Consider the following 17,103-nt stretch of genomic DNA (forward strand, 5'->3'; position numbering starts at 1 on the left):
GTGCTGCTGTTCCCCGGCCAGGGCTCGCAGAAGCCGGGGATGGGGAAGGATCTCGCCGATGCATTTCCCGGGGCGCGCCGCGTTTTCGAGGAAGTGGACGAGGCGATCGGCATGTCGCTGAGCACGTTGTGCTTCGAAGGACCGGCCGACGACCTGACCGCGACGCTCAACGCGCAGCCCGCGCTGCTCGCGCACGGAGCAGCGGTGTGGTCCATCGTGAAAGCGAGACTTGGCGCTTCCGTCCGTGCGGCCGCCGGCCACTCTCTCGGGGAGCATACTGCATATCACGCCGCAGGCTCGACAACGCTCGCCGATGCTGCGCGGCTGGTGAGACGCCGCGGGCAGTTGATGTACGAGACCGGAGTGACGCGTCCGGGCGCAATGGCCGCCGTTCTCGGCAAGCTCGACGACTCGATCGAATCGCTCTGCGAGCTCGCCACGCGGAGCGCCGGCCTCGTCGTGCCGGCAAATTACAACACCGCGGAGCAGATCGTGGTGTCGGGCGAGGTCGCCGGAGTAGAGAAGCTGATGGGGCTGGCAATGCTGAACGGAGCCAGGCGAGCAGTGCGGCTGCCGGTGAGCGGGGCATTCCATTCGCCGCTCATGGAGCCGGCGGTTGCCGGATTCAGCGAAGCCGTCGCGGCTACCGAGTTCGGCGAGCCGGCATTTCCGGTCTATTCGAACGTTACCGAGGAGCCTTCGTCATCGGCGGCCGACGCGCGCGACCTACTGGTACGCCAGCTCACGTCGCCAGTTCGCTGGACCGGTGAGATCACGCGCATGGCGGCATTGTATCCCGATGCGCTGTACGTTGAGATGGGGCCTGGCAACGTTCTCACCGGCCTCCTGACTCGCATCGTGCCGTCAGCGAGGGGCCTGGCTTGCGGGACGACCGCCGAAATCGAGAAACTCTTCAACCAGCTGGCGGCATGAACATAGACCTGACAGGAAAGACGGCCGTAGTCACCGGGAGCACGCGTGGAATCGGGCGTGCGGTTGCCACTGCGTTGGCGGCGAGCGGAGCGCGCGTCGCCGTAGTGGGACGCGATCGTGAAAAAGCCGCCGTCGTTGCCGCGGAGATTGGGAAAGGCGCCGCGGCGTTCGCGTGCGACGTCAGCGACACTGCATCCGTCGCCACGCTGATCTCGGACGTGGAGAAGGAATTCGGCGGCATTGACATCCTCGTCAACAACGCCGGTCTCACACGCGACAATCTGGTCATGCGGCTCAAGGACGAAGACTGGGACGTTGTCCTCAACACTAATCTTCGCGGCGCCTTCGCCGCTATTCGCGCCGTGTCGCGCGGCATGATGAAGAAGCGCTCAGGACGCATCATCAACATGGCGAGCGTTGTCGGGCTCAACGGCAACAAGGGGCAGGCAAACTACGCGGCGAGCAAGGCCGGTCTCATCGCGCTCACCAAGTCGGTCGCGAAGGAGCTCGGATCGCGGAACATCCTCGTCAACGCGATCGCTCCCGGGTTCATCGAGACCGAGATGACGGCGGCGATGACTCCCGAGGCGCGCAGCGCGCTCAACGGGCTGATTCCGCTCGAGCGCCTCGGCCGCCCGGAGGACGTTGCTGCGGCAGTAGTGTTCCTGGCTTCGGATCACGCGTCCTACATCACCGGCCAGGTGATCGTCGTGGACGGCGGCATGGTGATGTAAACCCGGCCGCAACAGAGGGCACGTAACTTTCTGGCATCACATCGGTTAACTATATTTCCCCAACTCACCACAGACACGAGGACAACATCATGGCCGATAACTCGGAGAAGGTTAAGGACATCATCGAGAAAGAGCTCGGAGTAGAGCGCGAGAAGCTCACCAACGAGGCGAGCTTCATCGAGGACCTGGGCGCCGACAGCCTTGATATCGTCGAGCTGGTCATGGAGTTCGAGAAGGAGTTCAACATCGACATCCCGGACGAGGACGCGGAAAAGCTCCGCACTGTCGGTGACGCTCTCGGCTATCTCAACAGCAAGATTCCCGCGTAATGAAGCGAAGGGTCGTCGTCACGGGGATGGGAGCCGTGACGCCTGTCGGCAACGACGTGGCGACGATGTGGCGCTCTCTCATCGAGGGGCGCTCGGGTGCCGCACCGATCACGCATTTCGACGCAAGCACCTTCGACGTCCGCTTTGCCTGCGAGGTGAAGGGATTCGATGCCCTTCAGTATATGGACAAGAAGGAAGCGAAGCGAGCCGATCAGTTCTCTCAGTACGCTGTCGCCGCCTCGAAGCAGGCGATGGACGATGCTGGATTCGGCGACGGGACCGGATACGACCCCTTCAACACCGGTGTCATCATCGGCAGCGGCATCGGCGGCCTCAAGATCTTCGAGGAGCAGCACGACGTCTACCGTCAGCGCGGCCCGAGCAAGATCTCTCCCTTCTTCATCCCGATGTTCATCTCCGACATTGCCGCCGGAATCGTGTCCATGCAATGGGGCGCGAAGGGTCCCAACTACGCGACGGTATCCGCGTGCGCAACGAGCGCTCACGCGATCGGTGATGCATACCGGACGATCCAGTACGGCGACGCCGACGTGATGATCACGGGCGGAGCGGAAGCGACAGTGACGCCGATGGCCGTGGGTGGATTCTCCAACATGAAGGCGCTATCCGAGCGGAACGATTCGCCGGAGACTGCGTCGCGGCCGTTCGATGCGACCCGCGATGGCTTCGTGATGGGTGAAGGCGGCGCTGTTCTGATCCTCGAGGAACTGGAGCACGCGCGGAAGCGCGGCGCGAACATCTACTCCGAGATCGTCGGGTATGGCGCGACCGGAGACGCGTATCACCTGACGGCTCCCGCGCCGCAGGGAGAAGGCGCTCAGCGGGCCATGAAGCGCGCGCTAAAGGATGCCTGCCTTACACCGGCCGACGTGCAGTACATCAACGCGCACGGCACGTCCACGCCAGCCAACGATCTCAACGAATCGCTCGCCATTAAGGCGGTGTTCGGCGAGCATGCGGCGGGCGTGAGCGTCAGCTCGACAAAATCGGCGACCGGACACATGCTCGGCGCGGCGGGAGCAGTCGAGCTGGTCATCAGTACGCTCGCGATCAAACACGGCCTCATCCCGCCGACGATCAACTATCAGACGCCGGACCCAGAGTGTGACCTCGACTACACGCCGAACAAGGCGGTAGGGAGGGACATCACGGCCGTGCTGAGCAACAGCTTCGGCTTCGGCGGCCACAACACGACGCTCGCGGTCCAGCGGTACACGGACTGACGCGATGCGCGCTCCAGGCGGACCGCCTGATCGCACAACCTCGCGACACCCGATGATTCGCACTGGCATCGGCTACGACTCTCACCGCTTCGCCGCGGGTGGTCGAATGCTGCTCGGCGGAGTCGAGGTCGCGAGCGATATGCACCTCGCCGCGCATTCCGACGGCGATGCCGTCGCGCACGCGGTCACCGACGCGATACTGGGCGCTGCCGCGGTCGGAGACATCGGAAGCATGTTCCCCGACACCGATTCCGCGAACAAGGGCCGCGATTCGATGGAGATGCTCGCGGCTGCGGTCGGCCGCCTTCGCGCAATCGGGTTCGCGGTATCCAATGTGGATGTCACGGTCGTCACCGAGAAGCCAAAGATCGCGCAGTACCGGGAGCGCATGCGGGAATCGCTCGCCACGACGCTTGGCGTTGACGCGGCCGCCGTGGGACTCAAGGGCAAGACGAATGAAGGGATGGGGTGGATCGGACGCGGCGAGGGCCTCGCTTGCATGGCGGTTGCAACGATCGTCTCGATTGACGACGCGGGTGCGGATTGAACGTAGAAGCGGTCATCAACTGGCTGAGCGGGCTCCCGATCGCGGCGCTCTACCTGGCCATCGGCGTGATCTCCGCCGTCGAGAACATCTTTCCGCCGTTTCCCGCGGACGCTGTCGTCGCATTCGGCAGCTTTCTCGCCGCGCGGGGCAAGGCGTCCCCGTACACGACGTTTCTCGTATCGTGGATCGGAAACCTCGCCGGAGCCTCGCTGATGTATTATGTCGGCCGCCGCTATGGGTCGAGCGCATTCATGTCGCGGCTGGAGCGGTGGGCAGGGAAGGGTGCGGAACAGAGACTCATGGCACTCTACGGAAGGTTCGGGCTTCCCGCGCTGTTCATCAGCAGATTTCTGCCGGCAGTGCGCGCGGTGGTGCCTCCCTTCGCCGGAGCGATGAGGCTGCCGGCGCTACCGGTCGCCCTCGCTGTCGCCACGGCATCAGGGATCTGGTTCGCGTTCATCACTTTCATCGCATTCCGGGCCGGATCCAACTGGGACGCGCTGCATGCGACGATCGTTCGCTCGGGCAAGATCATCGGACTCTCTGCCGTGGCGCTCGTGCTGATCGTCGCGGCGATCGTCTACATGCGACGAAACAGGACCCGGACATGAAGCCGTGCGCGCACTGAGTGTCCCGGACGAGATATCGCGGCCTTTCCAGCTTGAGAGGTTCCAGGACTATCTGTCGGTGGAAAAAGGCGCGTCTCCCCGGACGAACGAAGCGTACCTGAGAGATGTCGCGCGCTTCGCGACGTTCTGCGTCGTCAAGGGCGCTCCGTCGCCCGCCGCCGCGAGCGCAAAGATTCTCAGGGAGTACGTCTATCAGCTCAAGGATCTCGGGCTCTCGCCGTCGTCCATCCGGCGAAATGTTTCCGCGGTGCGCAGCTATTTCCGGTTCATGGTCGCCGAAGGCGAACTCGTCCGCGATCCCAGCGAGAGGCTAGAAGCGCCGAAGCGCTGGAGAACACTTCCCGAAGTGCTGACGGTGGACGAGGCGACGAAGCTTCTTGCCGCTCCATCGCTCGACGAGCCACTCGTGTTCCGCGACCGCGCGATGCTGGAGCTCGCGTACGGAGCGGGCCTGCGCGTCTCGGAATGGATCTCGCTCTCCATAAAGGACGTTCTCATGGACGAGCACCTGCTGCGCGTCTTCGGCAAGGGATCGAAGGAGCGTCTGGTTCCGATTGGCAGAGGAGCGATAGGTGCCGTCGCGATCTATCTGCGCGAGCTCAGGCCCAGACTCGAGCGTGGACAGGGGAAGGGAATCCTCTTCCTCAACGCCCGCGGAGAGCCATTGTCGCGCATGGGGGCGTGGAAGATCCTCCGCAAGTATGTGCAGATGGCGGGAATCACCAAGCCGGTCTCTCCGCACACGCTCCGCCATACGTTCGCCACGCATCTGCTCGAGGGCGGCGCGGACCTGAGAGCCGTGCAGGAGATGCTCGGCCATTCAGACATCTCGACGACGCAGATCTACACGCACGTTGACCGGGAGTACCTTCGGTCGGTCCACCGCCAGTTCCACCCACGGGCATGATACTCGTTATCGACAACTACGACTCGTTCACGTACAATCTCGTCCAGTATCTGGGCGAGCTCGGGGCTGACCCGGCAGTACGGAGGAACGACGAGATCACACCCGATGAAATCGAGCGGCTCGGGCCGGCGGCGATCGTGATCTCGCCCGGCCCGGGCACGCCCGCCGAGGCCGGTGTGAGCATCGAAGCGATCCGCCAATGCGGATCGAGCATTCCGGTGCTCGGCGTCTGTCTCGGTCACCAGGCGATCGCCGAGGCGTACGGCGGACGAGTGGTGCGCGCGCCGCGACTGATGCACGGGAAAACGTCGCGCATAACGCACAACGGGAGCGGGTTGTTCGAGGGAATCGATTCGCCGCTCGAGGTGATGCGATATCATTCGCTGACCGTCGAGGCAGAGTCGCTTCCGCCGGACCTCGAGGCGTTGGCGTGGGAGGTGGATGATCCCGCGGGCATTCAGGCGATGAAGCATCGGGAGCACCCGGTGTGGGGAGTTCAATTTCACCCGGAGTCGGTGATGACGCAGAGCGGGAAGAAGCTTCTCTACAATTTTCTCCGACTCACACGATGACGGCGCGGCGATTCCGCTCGTCGGCGACGGTCGTATTCTTCGCCATGGCGTCAGTTGGCGCTTCGCAGAGCATATCCGCCCAGGACACGGCGTCTGTGACTCAACCGGTCGACACGTCATACGTTATCTACGACGAGGGCCCCATCTCGCTTCCCCTCGGTGTCGGCTTGCGTGCTCCGTCATACAACCGGATAGACGGACTGGCGCTCCCGTGGGGACCCTACGTCTCGCTCGCCTCGGGCCGTCTCTCGCTCGATCCGACGGTCACATACAGGTCGAACCTCGGAAATGTGGACCCCCGACTCGGGGTCACCATCCGGTTCGGGCAGCACGACGCTTTCGATATCACGGGCGGCCGTGAAACATTCACCAACGACTCGTGGATCCGCTCTGACTTTCTCAACAGCCTTGCCACGATAGGAGTGGGAAGCGACTCGCGCAACTACTTTCGCGCCGATCGTGTTACGGGCACGCTCTCGCATTCCATGCCCAACGGCGCATGGACGGTGACGCCCTCGGTTGGCGTTCTGCACGAGAACGCGTGGTCCACTGGCATCCACGTCCCGCATTCGTCCGCACCATGGAGCTTCCTTGGACGCAGCGACTCGCTCAAGATGCGACGCATCAATCCCGCGATAGCCCGCGGTCACATGACCTCGGGACTCGGAGCAATCGCCGCGTCGTACGAGCACCCGGAGCTGACCGGCTCAGTAGAGGTGCGGGTCGAGCGCGCATTCGACGCGCCCGAATACGCCGATCCGGATGTCGCGACATTCACGCAGATCACGATCGGATCCAAGGTGAGCTTTCCAACATTCGGTACGCAAACCTTCAGCTTCCGCGGCCACGCCCTGATCACACCGGGAACGGGGGCTCCTCCTCAACGTTTCGCCTGGCTTGGTGGCGCGGGCACGCTGGCGACGGTGGACCTGCTGGCGCTCGGCGGTGACCGCCTGCTCTATGTGGAGGGAGAATATTACCTGCCGCTCAGCGCTCCTGTCCTGCCGTTCGTCGGCCCACCCGTCGTCAGCGCCCGATATGCCGCGGGCTCGGCGGGAATTGGAGAGCTTCCCGATCTCATCCAGAACATCGGCGTCAGCCTGGGCGTCAAGCTGGTGAAGGCGCAGTACCACATCGATCCGAACTACCGGAAGACACCTTACTCCCGGCGGAACGCGTTTTCTCTCGGCTTCTCTCTCTCGCTGTAGCGATGCGGTGAGCGCGAAATCCTCGCGCTGAGTCATGCGCCAACGTATATTTGATGGCGTGACTCTTGCATCCAGCCGCGCGAAATCAGGTGGTGGATGAGGACGCTGGTGGTTATTCCGGCGCGCCTCGCGGCGGTTCGACTCCCCCACAAGCCGCTGCGTTTGCTCGGCGGCATCCCACTCATAGTCCGCGTCTGGCAACGCGTCTCCGAAATGAAAGTTGCCGACGCATGTGTCGTCGCCACGGATGACGAGTCGGTCGCGGCGATTGTCCGCGAGGCAGGCGCCGAGTGCGTCATGACCGGCGGCCACCATACCACCGGCACCGAGCGGGTAGCCGAGGTGGCGGAGATGCCGCGGTTCGCCGACTTCACGACCATTGTGAATGTCCAGGGTGATGAGCCCTTCATCGGCCGGCAAGCCGTGCAGGGAGCCGCCGAGATGGTCTCCTCAGGACGATTCCCGCTCGGCACGGCCGCTTCTCCCGCTCCCTGGGATATCGCGGGTGATCCGAACGTGGTGAAGGTCGTGCTGGGCAATGATGGCCGCGCTCTCTATTTCTCGAGAGCCGGGATTCCATTCGTAAGAGATCCTGACGCCATCGGTTCGGCCGAAATCAGGATGCTGCAGCACATTGGAGTCTACGCATATTCGAGGGAGGCGATCCGGCGTTGGGTGGCCCTTCCTCAGCACCCGCTCGAGAACACCGAGCGTCTCGAGCAGCTGCGACCGCTGGCGGCGGGCATCCCGATCGGCGTCGCCATCGCCGACGAGCCGCTGGCGAGCGGAATAGATACGGAAGACGACCTGAGCCGCGTGAACGCGCGGTGGCAGGAATTCATCGCCGGACGGTAATCAATGCAGCCTCAGTCGAATCAGCAAACACGCTACATCTTCGTCACCGGCGGAGTGGTTTCCTCCCTCGGGAAGGGAATCGCCGCCGCATCCATCGGGCGGCTCCTCGTCGAGCGCGGCATGCGCGTGACGATCATGAAGTTCGATCCCTACCTCAATGTTGATCCGGGCACCATGTCGCCCTTCCAGCATGGAGAGGTGTTCGTCACGGACGACGGAGCGGAGACCGACCTCGACCTCGGCCACTATGAGCGGTTCATTGACCGCTCGCTCGCCCAGGCGAACAACGTGACGACCGGCCGCATCTACCTGAACGTCATCACCAAGGAGCGGAGAGGGGAATACCTCGGCTCCACGGTGCAGGTGATTCCCCACGTCACCGATGAGATCAAGGCGGCAATGAAACGCCTCGCGCCGGAGAGCGACGTCGTGATAGTCGAGATCGGGGGTACGGTCGGCGACATCGAGTCGCTTCCGTTCCTCGAGGCCATCCGCCAGTTCAGGCACGAGATCGGACGCGAGAACGCCATCTTCATCCACCTCACGCTGGTTCCGTTCATCGCGGCCGCGGGCGAAGTGAAAACCAAGCCCACACAGCATTCAGTGCGCGAGCTGATGGAAATCGGAATTCAGCCAGACATCCTGATCTGTCGCAGCGAGCGCGCGCTCTCCGAAGACGTGAAGCGAAAGATCGCGCTCTTCTGCAACGTCGAGTTCGGCGCGGTCGTGGAAAGCCGCGACGTGCCGACGATCTACCAGATCCCGCTGACGTTCCACGAGCAGGGGCTCGACGAGCGCGTGATGCACCGGCTTGGATTGCTCGGCCGGCGGTCGCCCGATCTGAGCGCGTGGCGCGCGATGGTCCACCGAATCGTCGCGCCAAAGGACCGCGTGCGGGTGGCAGTGATCGGCAAGTACACCGAGCTCATTGATTCTTACAAGAGCGTGCAGGAAGCGCTGATTCACGGCGGCATCGGCAACGACGTCGGCGTGGATATCTCCTGGCTCGCCAGCGACATGTTCACCGGACGCGATAGGACCCGCGAGCTGCTGGCTGACTTTCACGCCATTCTCGTTCCCGGCGGCTTCGGGGTGCGAGGCGTCGAGGGAATGCTCGAAGCGATCCGCTATGCGCGCGAATCCGGGCTTCCGTTCTTCGGCATCTGCCTCGGCATGCAGAGCGCGATCATCGAGTTCGCGCGCAATGTGATCGGCCTCGACGACAGCCACTCGAGCGAATTCGCCCCTGAATGCGGCAACCCCGTCATCTCCCTCATGGAATCCCAGCAGCATCTGACGGACATGGGCGGAACGATGCGCCTCGGGGCGTACCCCTGCCGCCTTGGCCCCGGAACGCGTGCGGCCGAGATCTACGGAGTGTCGCAGGTCAGCGAGCGCCACCGCCATCGATACGAAGTGTCGAACGCATACCGTGATGCATTCGTCGAGCATGGGCTGACGCTGAGCGGCCTGTCTCCCGATGGCTCGCTGGTCGAGATCGTCGAGCTGCAGACGCATCCGTGGTTCATCGGATGCCAGTTCCATCCCGAGCTTCAGTCACGCCCCACCCGCCCGCACCCGTTATTCGCAAGCTTCATCGGCGCTGCTGTCGAGGCGAAAAAAATGCGGGCGGAGCGGAAACGCGCCGTATTGGAGCCGGCGGAGTAGTGACCCCACTCTTCCCCCGCGACCGCCTTTTCGTGATCGCGGGCCCGTGCGTGGTCGAGAGCGACGAGCTCAACCTCTCGATCGCCAGAGAGCTGCAGCGGCTGAGCCCGCGCGTTCCCGGAGGCATCGTCTTCAAGGCGAGCTTCGACAAAGCAAATCGGTCGAATAGGGGCTCGGCTCGCGGCCCCGGCCCGGGAGCCGGTATCGAGGCGCTCCGCAGGGTGAAGCAAGCCACCGGGATGCCAGTGATCACCGACGTGCATCTTCCCGAACAGTGCGCGGAGGCAGCGGACGTCGCCGACGCGCTCCAGATCCCGGCATTCCTGTGCCGACAGACCGATCTGCTCGAGGCCGCCGGCGCGACGGGCCGCGCGGTCAACGTCAAGAAGGGGCAATGGCTGCATCCTGAAGGAATGCGCGGCGCCGTGGACAAGGTGCGCGGAGCTCAGGGCACGGGCGCTTCAGCCGAAGTGGCGGTTACCGAGCGGGGCACGTTCTTCGGGTACGGTGATCTCGTCGTGGACATGCGTGCCTTCGCGCGCATGGGCTCAGCCACCGGTTGCCCGGTGATTTTCGACGCGACACACAGCGTGCAGCGCCCAGGCCTCGGCGAAGGCGGCGCGAGCGGCGGGACGCGCGCATTCATTCCGATCCTTGCTCTCGCCGCTGTCGCGGCGGGCGCGCATGGAGTGTTTCTCGAGACACACCCGGATCCCGACAATGCACCGAGCGATGGGCCGAACATGCTTCCGCTGGACCAGCTCGAGGGACTCCTCGACAGAATCGTGTCCGTCTGGGAGGCGGTTCGGCGATGAAGTCAGCCGAGATCGTCGAGCGGGGACGTCGAGTGATCCGCATGGAGCGGGAAGCGCTGCAGGAAAGCGAGAAGCGCATTGACGAGTCCTTCGCACGCGCGGTGGAGCTTCTCGCGCGCTCTACCGGGCGCGCGATCATCTCAGGCGTCGGCAAGTCGGGGCTGATCGGACGCAAGATCGCGGCGACGCTCACTTCGACCGGAACTCCCGCGACGTTCCTGCATCCGTCGGAAAGCCTGCACGGAGATCTTGGAATCGTCGGAGCTGCCGACGTCGCGGTCCTCATCTCCAAGAGCGGTGAATCCAACGAGCTGGTGGCGCTTCTGGAGCACCTCAAGCGTCTGGGTGTATGCACCATCGCGATCGTCGGCGATCGCAACTCCACACTCGGGCGCCATACCGACGTGGCACTCGACGCATGGGTAAGCGAAGAAGCATGCGTGCTCGACCTGGCGCCGACGACGAGCACGACTGTCGCTCTCGCCATCGGCGATGCGCTGGCGGTCGCGCTGCTCGAAGAAAAGGGATTCAAGGCCGACGACTTCGCCAGGATTCACCCGGCGGGAGCGCTCGGCAGAAAGCTCCTGACGCAGGTGCGGGACGTGATGGTGAGCGGCGATCTGCTTCCGGTTCTGTCGCGCGACGCGACGATGCGTGAAGCGGTGGTGCAGCTCGCGGAACGCCGCGGGATCGCCGTCATCCGTGGCGACGACGGCCGCGTAGCCGGTGTCATCACGTCCGGAGACCTGACGCGCCTCATGGAGCACAAAGACAATGTCATGCCGATTCCCGTCAGCAGCGTGATGACGGTCAATCCGAGAATTGCCCACGAGGATGAGCTTGGGAGCGCGGTGGTATATCGCATGGAGCAGCACGGAATCATCTCGATGCCGGTCGTTGATGGCGACGAACGGCTCGTAGGGGTAATACACCTGCACGACCTGATGCGGGCGGGCGTCGTATGACCGCATCCCGTTCGGCTCTGGCTGCGTTTGGCACTCTCCTGTGCGTCGCTCTGGCCGCGGGTTGCGACGCCAGGACATCGCCGCCCGTCGTGGCGCGATCAGCGCTCGCAGATTCCGCCGATCAGGTGATGTTCGGTGCGCGGTTCCACCTCACGGACAAGGGCCTGGCTCGTGCCGAGCTGCTGTCCGATACGGCATACTTCTTCGACGACAATACGCGGGTCGAGCTGCGCAAGGTGGACATGACGTTCTACACCATGAGCGGCGCGAGGGACGCATATCTCACTTCGAAGCGGGGCACCTATGGCAGCCGCCTCGGAATGATGATCGCGCGCCAGGATGTCGTGGTCATCACCGAGGAAGGCAGGCGCCTGACGACGCCCGAGCTCAAGTACGATCAGTCGAGCAACGAAATCTCGAGCGATAGCTCTTTTGTCCTGACCGAGCCCGGTCGCAGGCTGGAAGGCATCGGGTTCAGGTCCGACCCAAACATGCAGAGCGTTCAGATCCTCAAGACGAAAAGCGGCACGACCGGCGCCGTGACACTGCCAGGGCAATGACGACGACAGTCGGCGGCAGACTTTCCGGTGCATGGCGGTCCACCGCCGTGGCCGCGACGGCTGCGTTCCTGGTGCTGGCGGCACTCCCGCACGCGACTTCCGCGCAGGTTGCCGGCCGCGAGTGCGTCCTTCAGTACGAGACTACATCGGGGAACACGCGCACGAACGCACAGAAAACCGCAGGCGGTCAGTACAACTTCTTCCAGGGCGGAGGAGTCACCTACCACTGTGAGGGACAGAACAACACTCTCATTGCCGACAGTGCCGAATACTATGGCGACCGGAAAGTCCTGTACCTCATCGGCGACGTCCACTACACGGAGCCCCGCGCGAAAGTGGATTCGGACCGCATGACATACTTCCAGCTCGAGGATCGCATCCGCGCCGAAGGCAGTGTGAACGTGCGGACGCAGACGGGCACGACGATCCGCGGGCCGGTAATAGACTACTACCGGGTCACGCCGGTGCGTCCCCTGGCGCGCACAGTCGCTACCGGCAGGCCGCACATGTCCATCGTGCAGCGCAGCAACTCGGCAGAGCCCGCCGAGCCGGTAAACGTGGTAGCCAATTCTCTTGTTGCCGAAGGCGACAACATCGTCTATGCGTCGGGCAATGTCGAGGTGACGCGGCCCGACCTCATCGCGAAGAGCGACTCGGCATTTCTTGATGGCCAGCGCGAGTTCGCGCGGCTCATGAAGACGCCGTCCGTCGAAAGCCGTAAGGGACAACCCTTTACGCTGACGGGGGGTGTCATCGACCTGTTCTCGCGGAACAAGCTGCTGGAGCGGGTCGTCTCGACACCGACCGGCCACGTTCTGAGCCACGATCTCGAGCTTCTCGCCGACTCCGTGGATCTGAGGATGAGCGACAATCAGCTTCAGCGCGTCATGGCGTGGGGCAGGAAATCGAGGGCGCAGGCGATTTCACCCGACCGGCAGGTGATCGCCGATTCGATAGACGCGCAGATGCCGCGCCAGCGATTACGCGAAGTGAGGGCCATCGGCAACGCCTACGCAAACAGCACGCCCGACACCAGCCGGATAATCTCGACGGAGCGAGACTGGATGCGCGGTGATCAAGTGATCGCCGAGTTTGACAGCGTCGCCGCCGGCGATACGACGACGCGACCGCAGGCCAGGCGCATCGTCGCAACAGGCGACGCAAGCTCGTTCCATCAGCTCGCCGGAAGCACTCCAGGGCGCGGACTGCCGAATCTCAATTACGTGCGTGGCCGCATCATCACCGTCGCTTTCGCGGACAGGGCGGTCAGCACCGTGAACGTGACCGATCAGGCGTCCGGCGTGTATCTCGAGCCGTCCACGACCGCCGGTACACAGGTGGCTCCCGGATCGCGGCAATCCACACCGACGCCGAATCGGGTGACCCCTCCATCACCACCGGCCGCGGCCGCACCGAAAAGGCGCTCTCCTTGAGCTTCGACGAATTCCCGCCACGCGTTCGCGAGATCATACGCCACCTCTCGGGTGACGAGCGCTCCATGTCGATCGCGCTCGGCGCGATCATGCACGAGGCCGACCAGAGCGGATCGGCTCCATTCCACAACGTCGTCATCAGGTATCGCGACGAGTTCCTCCGCGCACTGCGCGTGGAAGGGAAGGATGCGGAGCGGGAGGCGGGGCGCCTCGGGCTCGACGAGGTCGAGTCATACCTCAAGGCATCGATCCTTCCGCGGCTGGCAGGCGACGGCGCTATCCGGAGGTTCGACCCCGAAACCGATTCGACGGATCTCCATATCCAGCTGTCCCAGCCACTATGGAGTGACGTGGCTCCCAACAAGGGAGAGATCGCCGAGATTTTCCGCCATACAGGCGAGTATTCGACGATCGAGACGCCGCCAAGCTCACATCGACTTGTCGGCGGGAGCGTCCTCGAGGCGAAGGGGCTGGTCAAGAAATACAGGCGGCGAGCGGTCGTAAACGATGTCGGCGTCCGCCTGCAGCAGGGCGAGATCGTCGGCCTGCTTGGCCCGAACGGAGCCGGCAAGACGACTACCTTCTACATGATCGTCGGACTCATCGAGCCGGAGGAAGGAACGATCCTCATTGACGGGAAGGATATCTCGAACATGCCGATGTACCAGCGGGCGCGACTGGGGATTGGCTATCTGTCTCAGGAGCCCTCAATCTTCAGAAAGCTCTCGGTCGAGGACAACATCATGGCGATCCTCGAGACACTCCCGATTTCGGGAGCCGAGCGGCACCGTCGGCTGGAGAAGCTGCTGGACGAGCTCAGCATAAAGCGTTTGCGGAAGAACAAGGCCTATTCGCTCTCCGGCGGAGAGCGTCGTCGGCTGGAGATCACCAGGGCGCTGGTGACGGACCCCAAGTTCATGATGCTGGACGAGCCCTTCGCCGGCGTGGACCCTATCGCCGTGCACGATATCCAGACAATCGTGGCCGGACTGCGGCATCGGGGCATCGGAGTGCTCATAAGCGACCACAATGTGGAGCAGACCCTCGACATCGTGGATCGCGCCTACATAATGTTCGATGGACAGGTGAAGGTTTCCGGCACTGTTCGTGACCTGGTCTTTGACGACACGGTGGCCGACATATACCTCGGCCCCACACTTACAGCGCGATTACGCCAGAGATTCTCACACGAGCAACCAGCGGGAGCGGCGTCGTGAAGCCAGGAATGAGCCAGTCAACGCAGCTTCGGCAGGAGCTGAAGATCAATCCCCGTCTTTATCAGGCGATGGATCTTCTCTACATGCCGTTGCTCGATCTGCAGCAGCACCTCAAGCAGGAGTTGCTCAATAATCCCTTCCTCGACCTGGTGGACGTCGAGGAGGAAGACGAAGATGAGCAGACGGAGCCGGAAGCAGTCGCCGAGACGCCCGAGGAGAAGGAGCGCGGCGAGGAGATAGACTGGGAGGAGATTCTCCTCGACGGGTTCGACACGGCGGGCGGGCGGCGCGAGGAGCACGAAGAGCGCGAGTACTACGAGCCGGTGACTGTCGCCACGCGAGACCTGAGCGATCACCTGCGTGACCAGGTCAGCCTCCTCGAGCTGAGTCCCCGCGAGATGCTTCTGGCCGACGAGTTTCTCGGCAACATCAACGATGACGGCTACCTCGCTACACCCGTCGAGCAGGTGATCGACTCGGTGAACGAGATGATCGTGCAGGCGGCGGAGACGGAAGACCGCGATCTCGGCGAGCTTCCGCTGTACACCGTGGAAGAAGGCGAAGCGATGCTCCGCACGGTCCATGAGCTGGACCCGCCGGGCGTCGGCGCGCGCGATCTTCGCGAGTGCCTGATGCTTCAGCTGAACGACGCAGGACTCACCCAGTCCGTTCCTTACAGGCTGGTACACGACTGCTTCGAGGAGCTCATCGCGCACCGGTGGAGCGAGATCTCCAAGCGATTCGGCATCAGCGCGAGCGACGTCCAGAATGCTGCCGACGAGATTGCGAAGCTCGATCCGAAGCCCGGCCTGAGGTTCCGCTCAGGCAACGAGAACTACATTATCCCCGACCTGATCGTGGACAAGATTGACGGCGAGTATCGCATCTTTCTCAATGACGCGAACCTCCCGCGACTTCGGCTCAGCAAGGTATACCAGGAGATCGCCCGCGACAAGAAAAAGTTCGAAGGCGAGAACAAGGAGTTCATCTCCAGCAAGCTCAACTCGGCAAACTGGATGATCCAGGCGATAGAGCAGCGACGCCAGACGATGCTAAAGGTGATGAACTACATCGTTGACAGGCAGCGCGAGTTTTTCGAAAAGGGCGTGCAGTTCCTGAAGCCGCTGACGCTCCGCGAGGTCGCGGAAGTCATCAACATGCACGAGTCTACCGTGAGCCGCGTGACAAACGAAAAGTTCGTGCAGACTCCGCGCGGCGTGCTTCCTCTCAAGTTTTTCTTCTCGTCCGGGCTCGCTACGTCCGATGGTGACGACGTCTCCGCGCGGGGCATCAAGGACCAGCTCGAGAAGCTGGTGCAGGAAGAGGATCCAAAGCATCCGCTCACGGACCAGGCGATCGTGAACATCCTGCGAGAAAGCGGCGTCCAGATCGCGAGACGCACCGTCGCCAAGTACCGCGACCAGCTTGGCGTCCTTTCCGCGAGGATGCGGAAGCGGATATGACCGCTGCCCGGGTTCAAGCGACCGTAGCCGCGAGCAGCGTCCCGCTCGCTTCGCCGTCCGGCGTGTCCGACGTCCAGCGCCCGCTGGTGAGCGTGCTCGTCCCCGCCAAGGACGAGGCAGAGAATCTTCCGTTGTTCATGGAACAGGCCGCGGCGGCGTTCGCGGCGGCGCCGGGCCGCTATGAAGTGATCGTGATTGACGACGGATCGGTGGACGACAGCTGGCAGGTTCTGGAGTCGCTCGCCGCGCGGTATCCGTTCCTGCGTGCCGTGCGCCACCGCGCGAGACGCGGCATCGCGGAGTCGCTTCGCACGGGGTATCTCGCGTCGCGAGGATCGGTGCTCGTGTTCTATCCTGCCGATCTGCAGTACAAGCCGGAGGACATTCCCCGACTCGTGGCGCCGATACTCGCCGGCGAGACCGACATGGTGACGGGGTACAAGCAGGGGGAGTACAGGAAGGCGTTCGTATCAGGCATCTACAACCACCTCAGCAGGTCGCTCTTCAGGGTCCCTGTTCGCGATCTCAACTCGGTGAAGGCGTACCGGCGAGAGGTGATGGAGTCGCTGCCGGCGCGCCCCGATTGGCACCGCTACATGATCGTCATGGCGGTCGCCCAGGGGTTCACCGTCTCGGAGATTCCTGTTCCTCTTTATCCCCGCTACGCCGGCCACTCGAAATTCGGAATTGGCCGGATTCCTGTCGGTGTGATAGACATGCTCGCCGTCTGGTTCGAGCTCCGCTTCGCGAAGAAGCCGTTGCTGCTGTTTGGAATGCTCGGCGCCGCATTGTTTCTGTTGGGTGTCGTGGCGGGCGTGACAGCGCTGGCGTGGCTGGCGGCAACCGGAGAAGGGCTGCGTGCGGTATGGACGGTGATCCAGAGCTGCCTGATTCTCGGCAGCGTCTTCTTCTCGACCGGATTCATCGGTGAACTCGTCGCCGCACAGCGAGCCGAGACGCGCGAATTGAGGGCTCGCATAGAGGAGCTCGCGCAGGGACGGGACACGCTGCTCGATCGCTGAGC

Annotated in this window: 18 protein-coding genes; all 18 read left to right on the top strand. The window is 63.4% G+C overall.

The genetic code is table 11. From position 1 onward, the window contains the following. The 18 genes from fabD to Q7S20_14355 all read left to right on the top strand — a co-directional run bounded on the left by fabD (position 1) and on the right by Q7S20_14355 (position 17,101). Positions 1 to 933 (top strand): ACP S-malonyltransferase, encoded by a 933-nt coding sequence (fabD, locus tag Q7S20_14270; GenBank protein ID MDO8502996.1) that lies wholly within the window; start codon positions 1 to 3, stop codon positions 931 to 933. Then, a complete protein-coding gene (gene fabG / locus Q7S20_14275; GenBank protein MDO8502997.1) occupies positions 930 to 1,667 on the top strand; it encodes a 3-oxoacyl-[acyl-carrier-protein] reductase in 738 nt (245 codons plus the stop codon). Before fabD ends, fabG begins: the two co-directional genes overlap by 4 nt. A gap of 89 nt (positions 1,668 to 1,756) precedes the next feature. Then, positions 1,757 to 1,996, top strand: coding sequence for an acyl carrier protein (locus Q7S20_14280; protein ID MDO8502998.1), 240 nt, complete (start codon positions 1,757 to 1,759; stop codon positions 1,994 to 1,996). Further along, complete coding sequence (fabF, locus tag Q7S20_14285) at positions 1,996 to 3,240, top strand: beta-ketoacyl-ACP synthase II (protein MDO8502999.1); 1,245 nt, start codon at positions 1,996 to 1,998, stop codon at positions 3,238 to 3,240. Before Q7S20_14280 ends, fabF begins: the two co-directional genes overlap by 1 nt. 52 nt (positions 3,241 to 3,292) lie before the next feature. Beyond that, positions 3,293 to 3,787 (top strand): 2-C-methyl-D-erythritol 2,4-cyclodiphosphate synthase, encoded by a 495-nt coding sequence (ispF, locus tag Q7S20_14290; protein ID MDO8503000.1) that lies wholly within the window; start codon positions 3,293 to 3,295, stop codon positions 3,785 to 3,787. Next, entirely contained in the window at positions 3,784 to 4,398 is a 615-nt protein-coding gene (locus Q7S20_14295) for a DedA family protein (GenBank protein MDO8503001.1), read from the top strand. Before ispF ends, Q7S20_14295 begins: the two co-directional genes overlap by 4 nt. A 4-nt stretch (positions 4,399 to 4,402) precedes the next feature. After that, a complete protein-coding gene (gene xerD, locus Q7S20_14300) occupies positions 4,403 to 5,323 on the top strand; it encodes a site-specific tyrosine recombinase XerD (GenBank protein MDO8503002.1) in 921 nt (306 codons plus the stop codon). Continuing rightward, positions 5,320 to 5,895, top strand: coding sequence for an aminodeoxychorismate/anthranilate synthase component II (locus Q7S20_14305; protein MDO8503003.1), 576 nt, complete (start codon positions 5,320 to 5,322; stop codon positions 5,893 to 5,895). The genes xerD and Q7S20_14305 overlap by 4 nt, the downstream gene beginning before the upstream one ends. Beyond that, on the top strand, positions 5,892 to 7,103 hold the full coding sequence (locus Q7S20_14310; GenBank protein MDO8503004.1) for a hypothetical protein: 1,212 nt from the start codon (positions 5,892 to 5,894) through the stop codon (positions 7,101 to 7,103). Before Q7S20_14305 ends, Q7S20_14310 begins: the two co-directional genes overlap by 4 nt. A 96-nt stretch (positions 7,104 to 7,199) precedes the next feature. Continuing rightward, positions 7,200 to 7,958 carry a 3-deoxy-manno-octulosonate cytidylyltransferase gene (gene kdsB, locus Q7S20_14315; protein MDO8503005.1) on the top strand — a complete coding sequence of 253 codons (759 nt, stop codon included), beginning with the start codon at positions 7,200 to 7,202 and terminating at the stop codon, positions 7,956 to 7,958. A 3-nt stretch (positions 7,959 to 7,961) separates the two neighbouring features. Then, a complete protein-coding gene (locus Q7S20_14320; GenBank protein ID MDO8503006.1) occupies positions 7,962 to 9,626 on the top strand; it encodes a CTP synthase in 1,665 nt (554 codons plus the stop codon). Next, a complete protein-coding gene (gene kdsA, locus Q7S20_14325; protein ID MDO8503007.1) occupies positions 9,626 to 10,441 on the top strand; it encodes a 3-deoxy-8-phosphooctulonate synthase in 816 nt (271 codons plus the stop codon). Before Q7S20_14320 ends, kdsA begins: the two co-directional genes overlap by 1 nt. Further along, positions 10,438 to 11,406, top strand: a complete 969-nt coding sequence (locus tag Q7S20_14330; protein ID MDO8503008.1) for a KpsF/GutQ family sugar-phosphate isomerase — start codon at positions 10,438 to 10,440, stop codon at positions 11,404 to 11,406. Before kdsA ends, Q7S20_14330 begins: the two co-directional genes overlap by 4 nt. Beyond that, positions 11,403 to 11,966 (top strand): LPS export ABC transporter periplasmic protein LptC, encoded by a 564-nt coding sequence (lptC, locus tag Q7S20_14335; GenBank protein ID MDO8503009.1) that lies wholly within the window; start codon positions 11,403 to 11,405, stop codon positions 11,964 to 11,966. The genes Q7S20_14330 and lptC (Q7S20_14335) overlap by 4 nt, the downstream gene beginning before the upstream one ends. Further along, a complete protein-coding gene (gene lptC, locus Q7S20_14340) occupies positions 11,963 to 13,399 on the top strand; it encodes an LPS export ABC transporter periplasmic protein LptC (GenBank protein ID MDO8503010.1) in 1,437 nt (478 codons plus the stop codon). Before lptC (Q7S20_14335) ends, lptC (Q7S20_14340) begins: the two co-directional genes overlap by 4 nt. A gap of 410 nt (positions 13,400 to 13,809) precedes the next feature. Beyond that, on the top strand, positions 13,810 to 14,616 hold the full coding sequence (gene lptB, locus Q7S20_14345) for an LPS export ABC transporter ATP-binding protein (GenBank protein ID MDO8503011.1): 807 nt from the start codon (positions 13,810 to 13,812) through the stop codon (positions 14,614 to 14,616). 8 nt (positions 14,617 to 14,624) lie between these two features. Continuing rightward, positions 14,625 to 16,079: an RNA polymerase factor sigma-54 gene (rpoN, locus tag Q7S20_14350; protein ID MDO8503012.1), complete on the top strand. Its 1,455-nt coding sequence runs from the start codon at positions 14,625 to 14,627 to the stop codon at positions 16,077 to 16,079. Next, positions 16,076 to 17,101, top strand: coding sequence for a glycosyltransferase family 2 protein (locus tag Q7S20_14355; protein MDO8503013.1), 1,026 nt, complete (start codon positions 16,076 to 16,078; stop codon positions 17,099 to 17,101). The genes rpoN and Q7S20_14355 overlap by 4 nt, the downstream gene beginning before the upstream one ends. Positions 17,102 to 17,103: the final 2 nt, after the last annotated feature.

The organism is Gemmatimonadaceae bacterium, from assembly GCA_030647905.1.
Classification (GTDB): domain Bacteria; phylum Gemmatimonadota; class Gemmatimonadetes; order Gemmatimonadales; family Gemmatimonadaceae; genus UBA4720.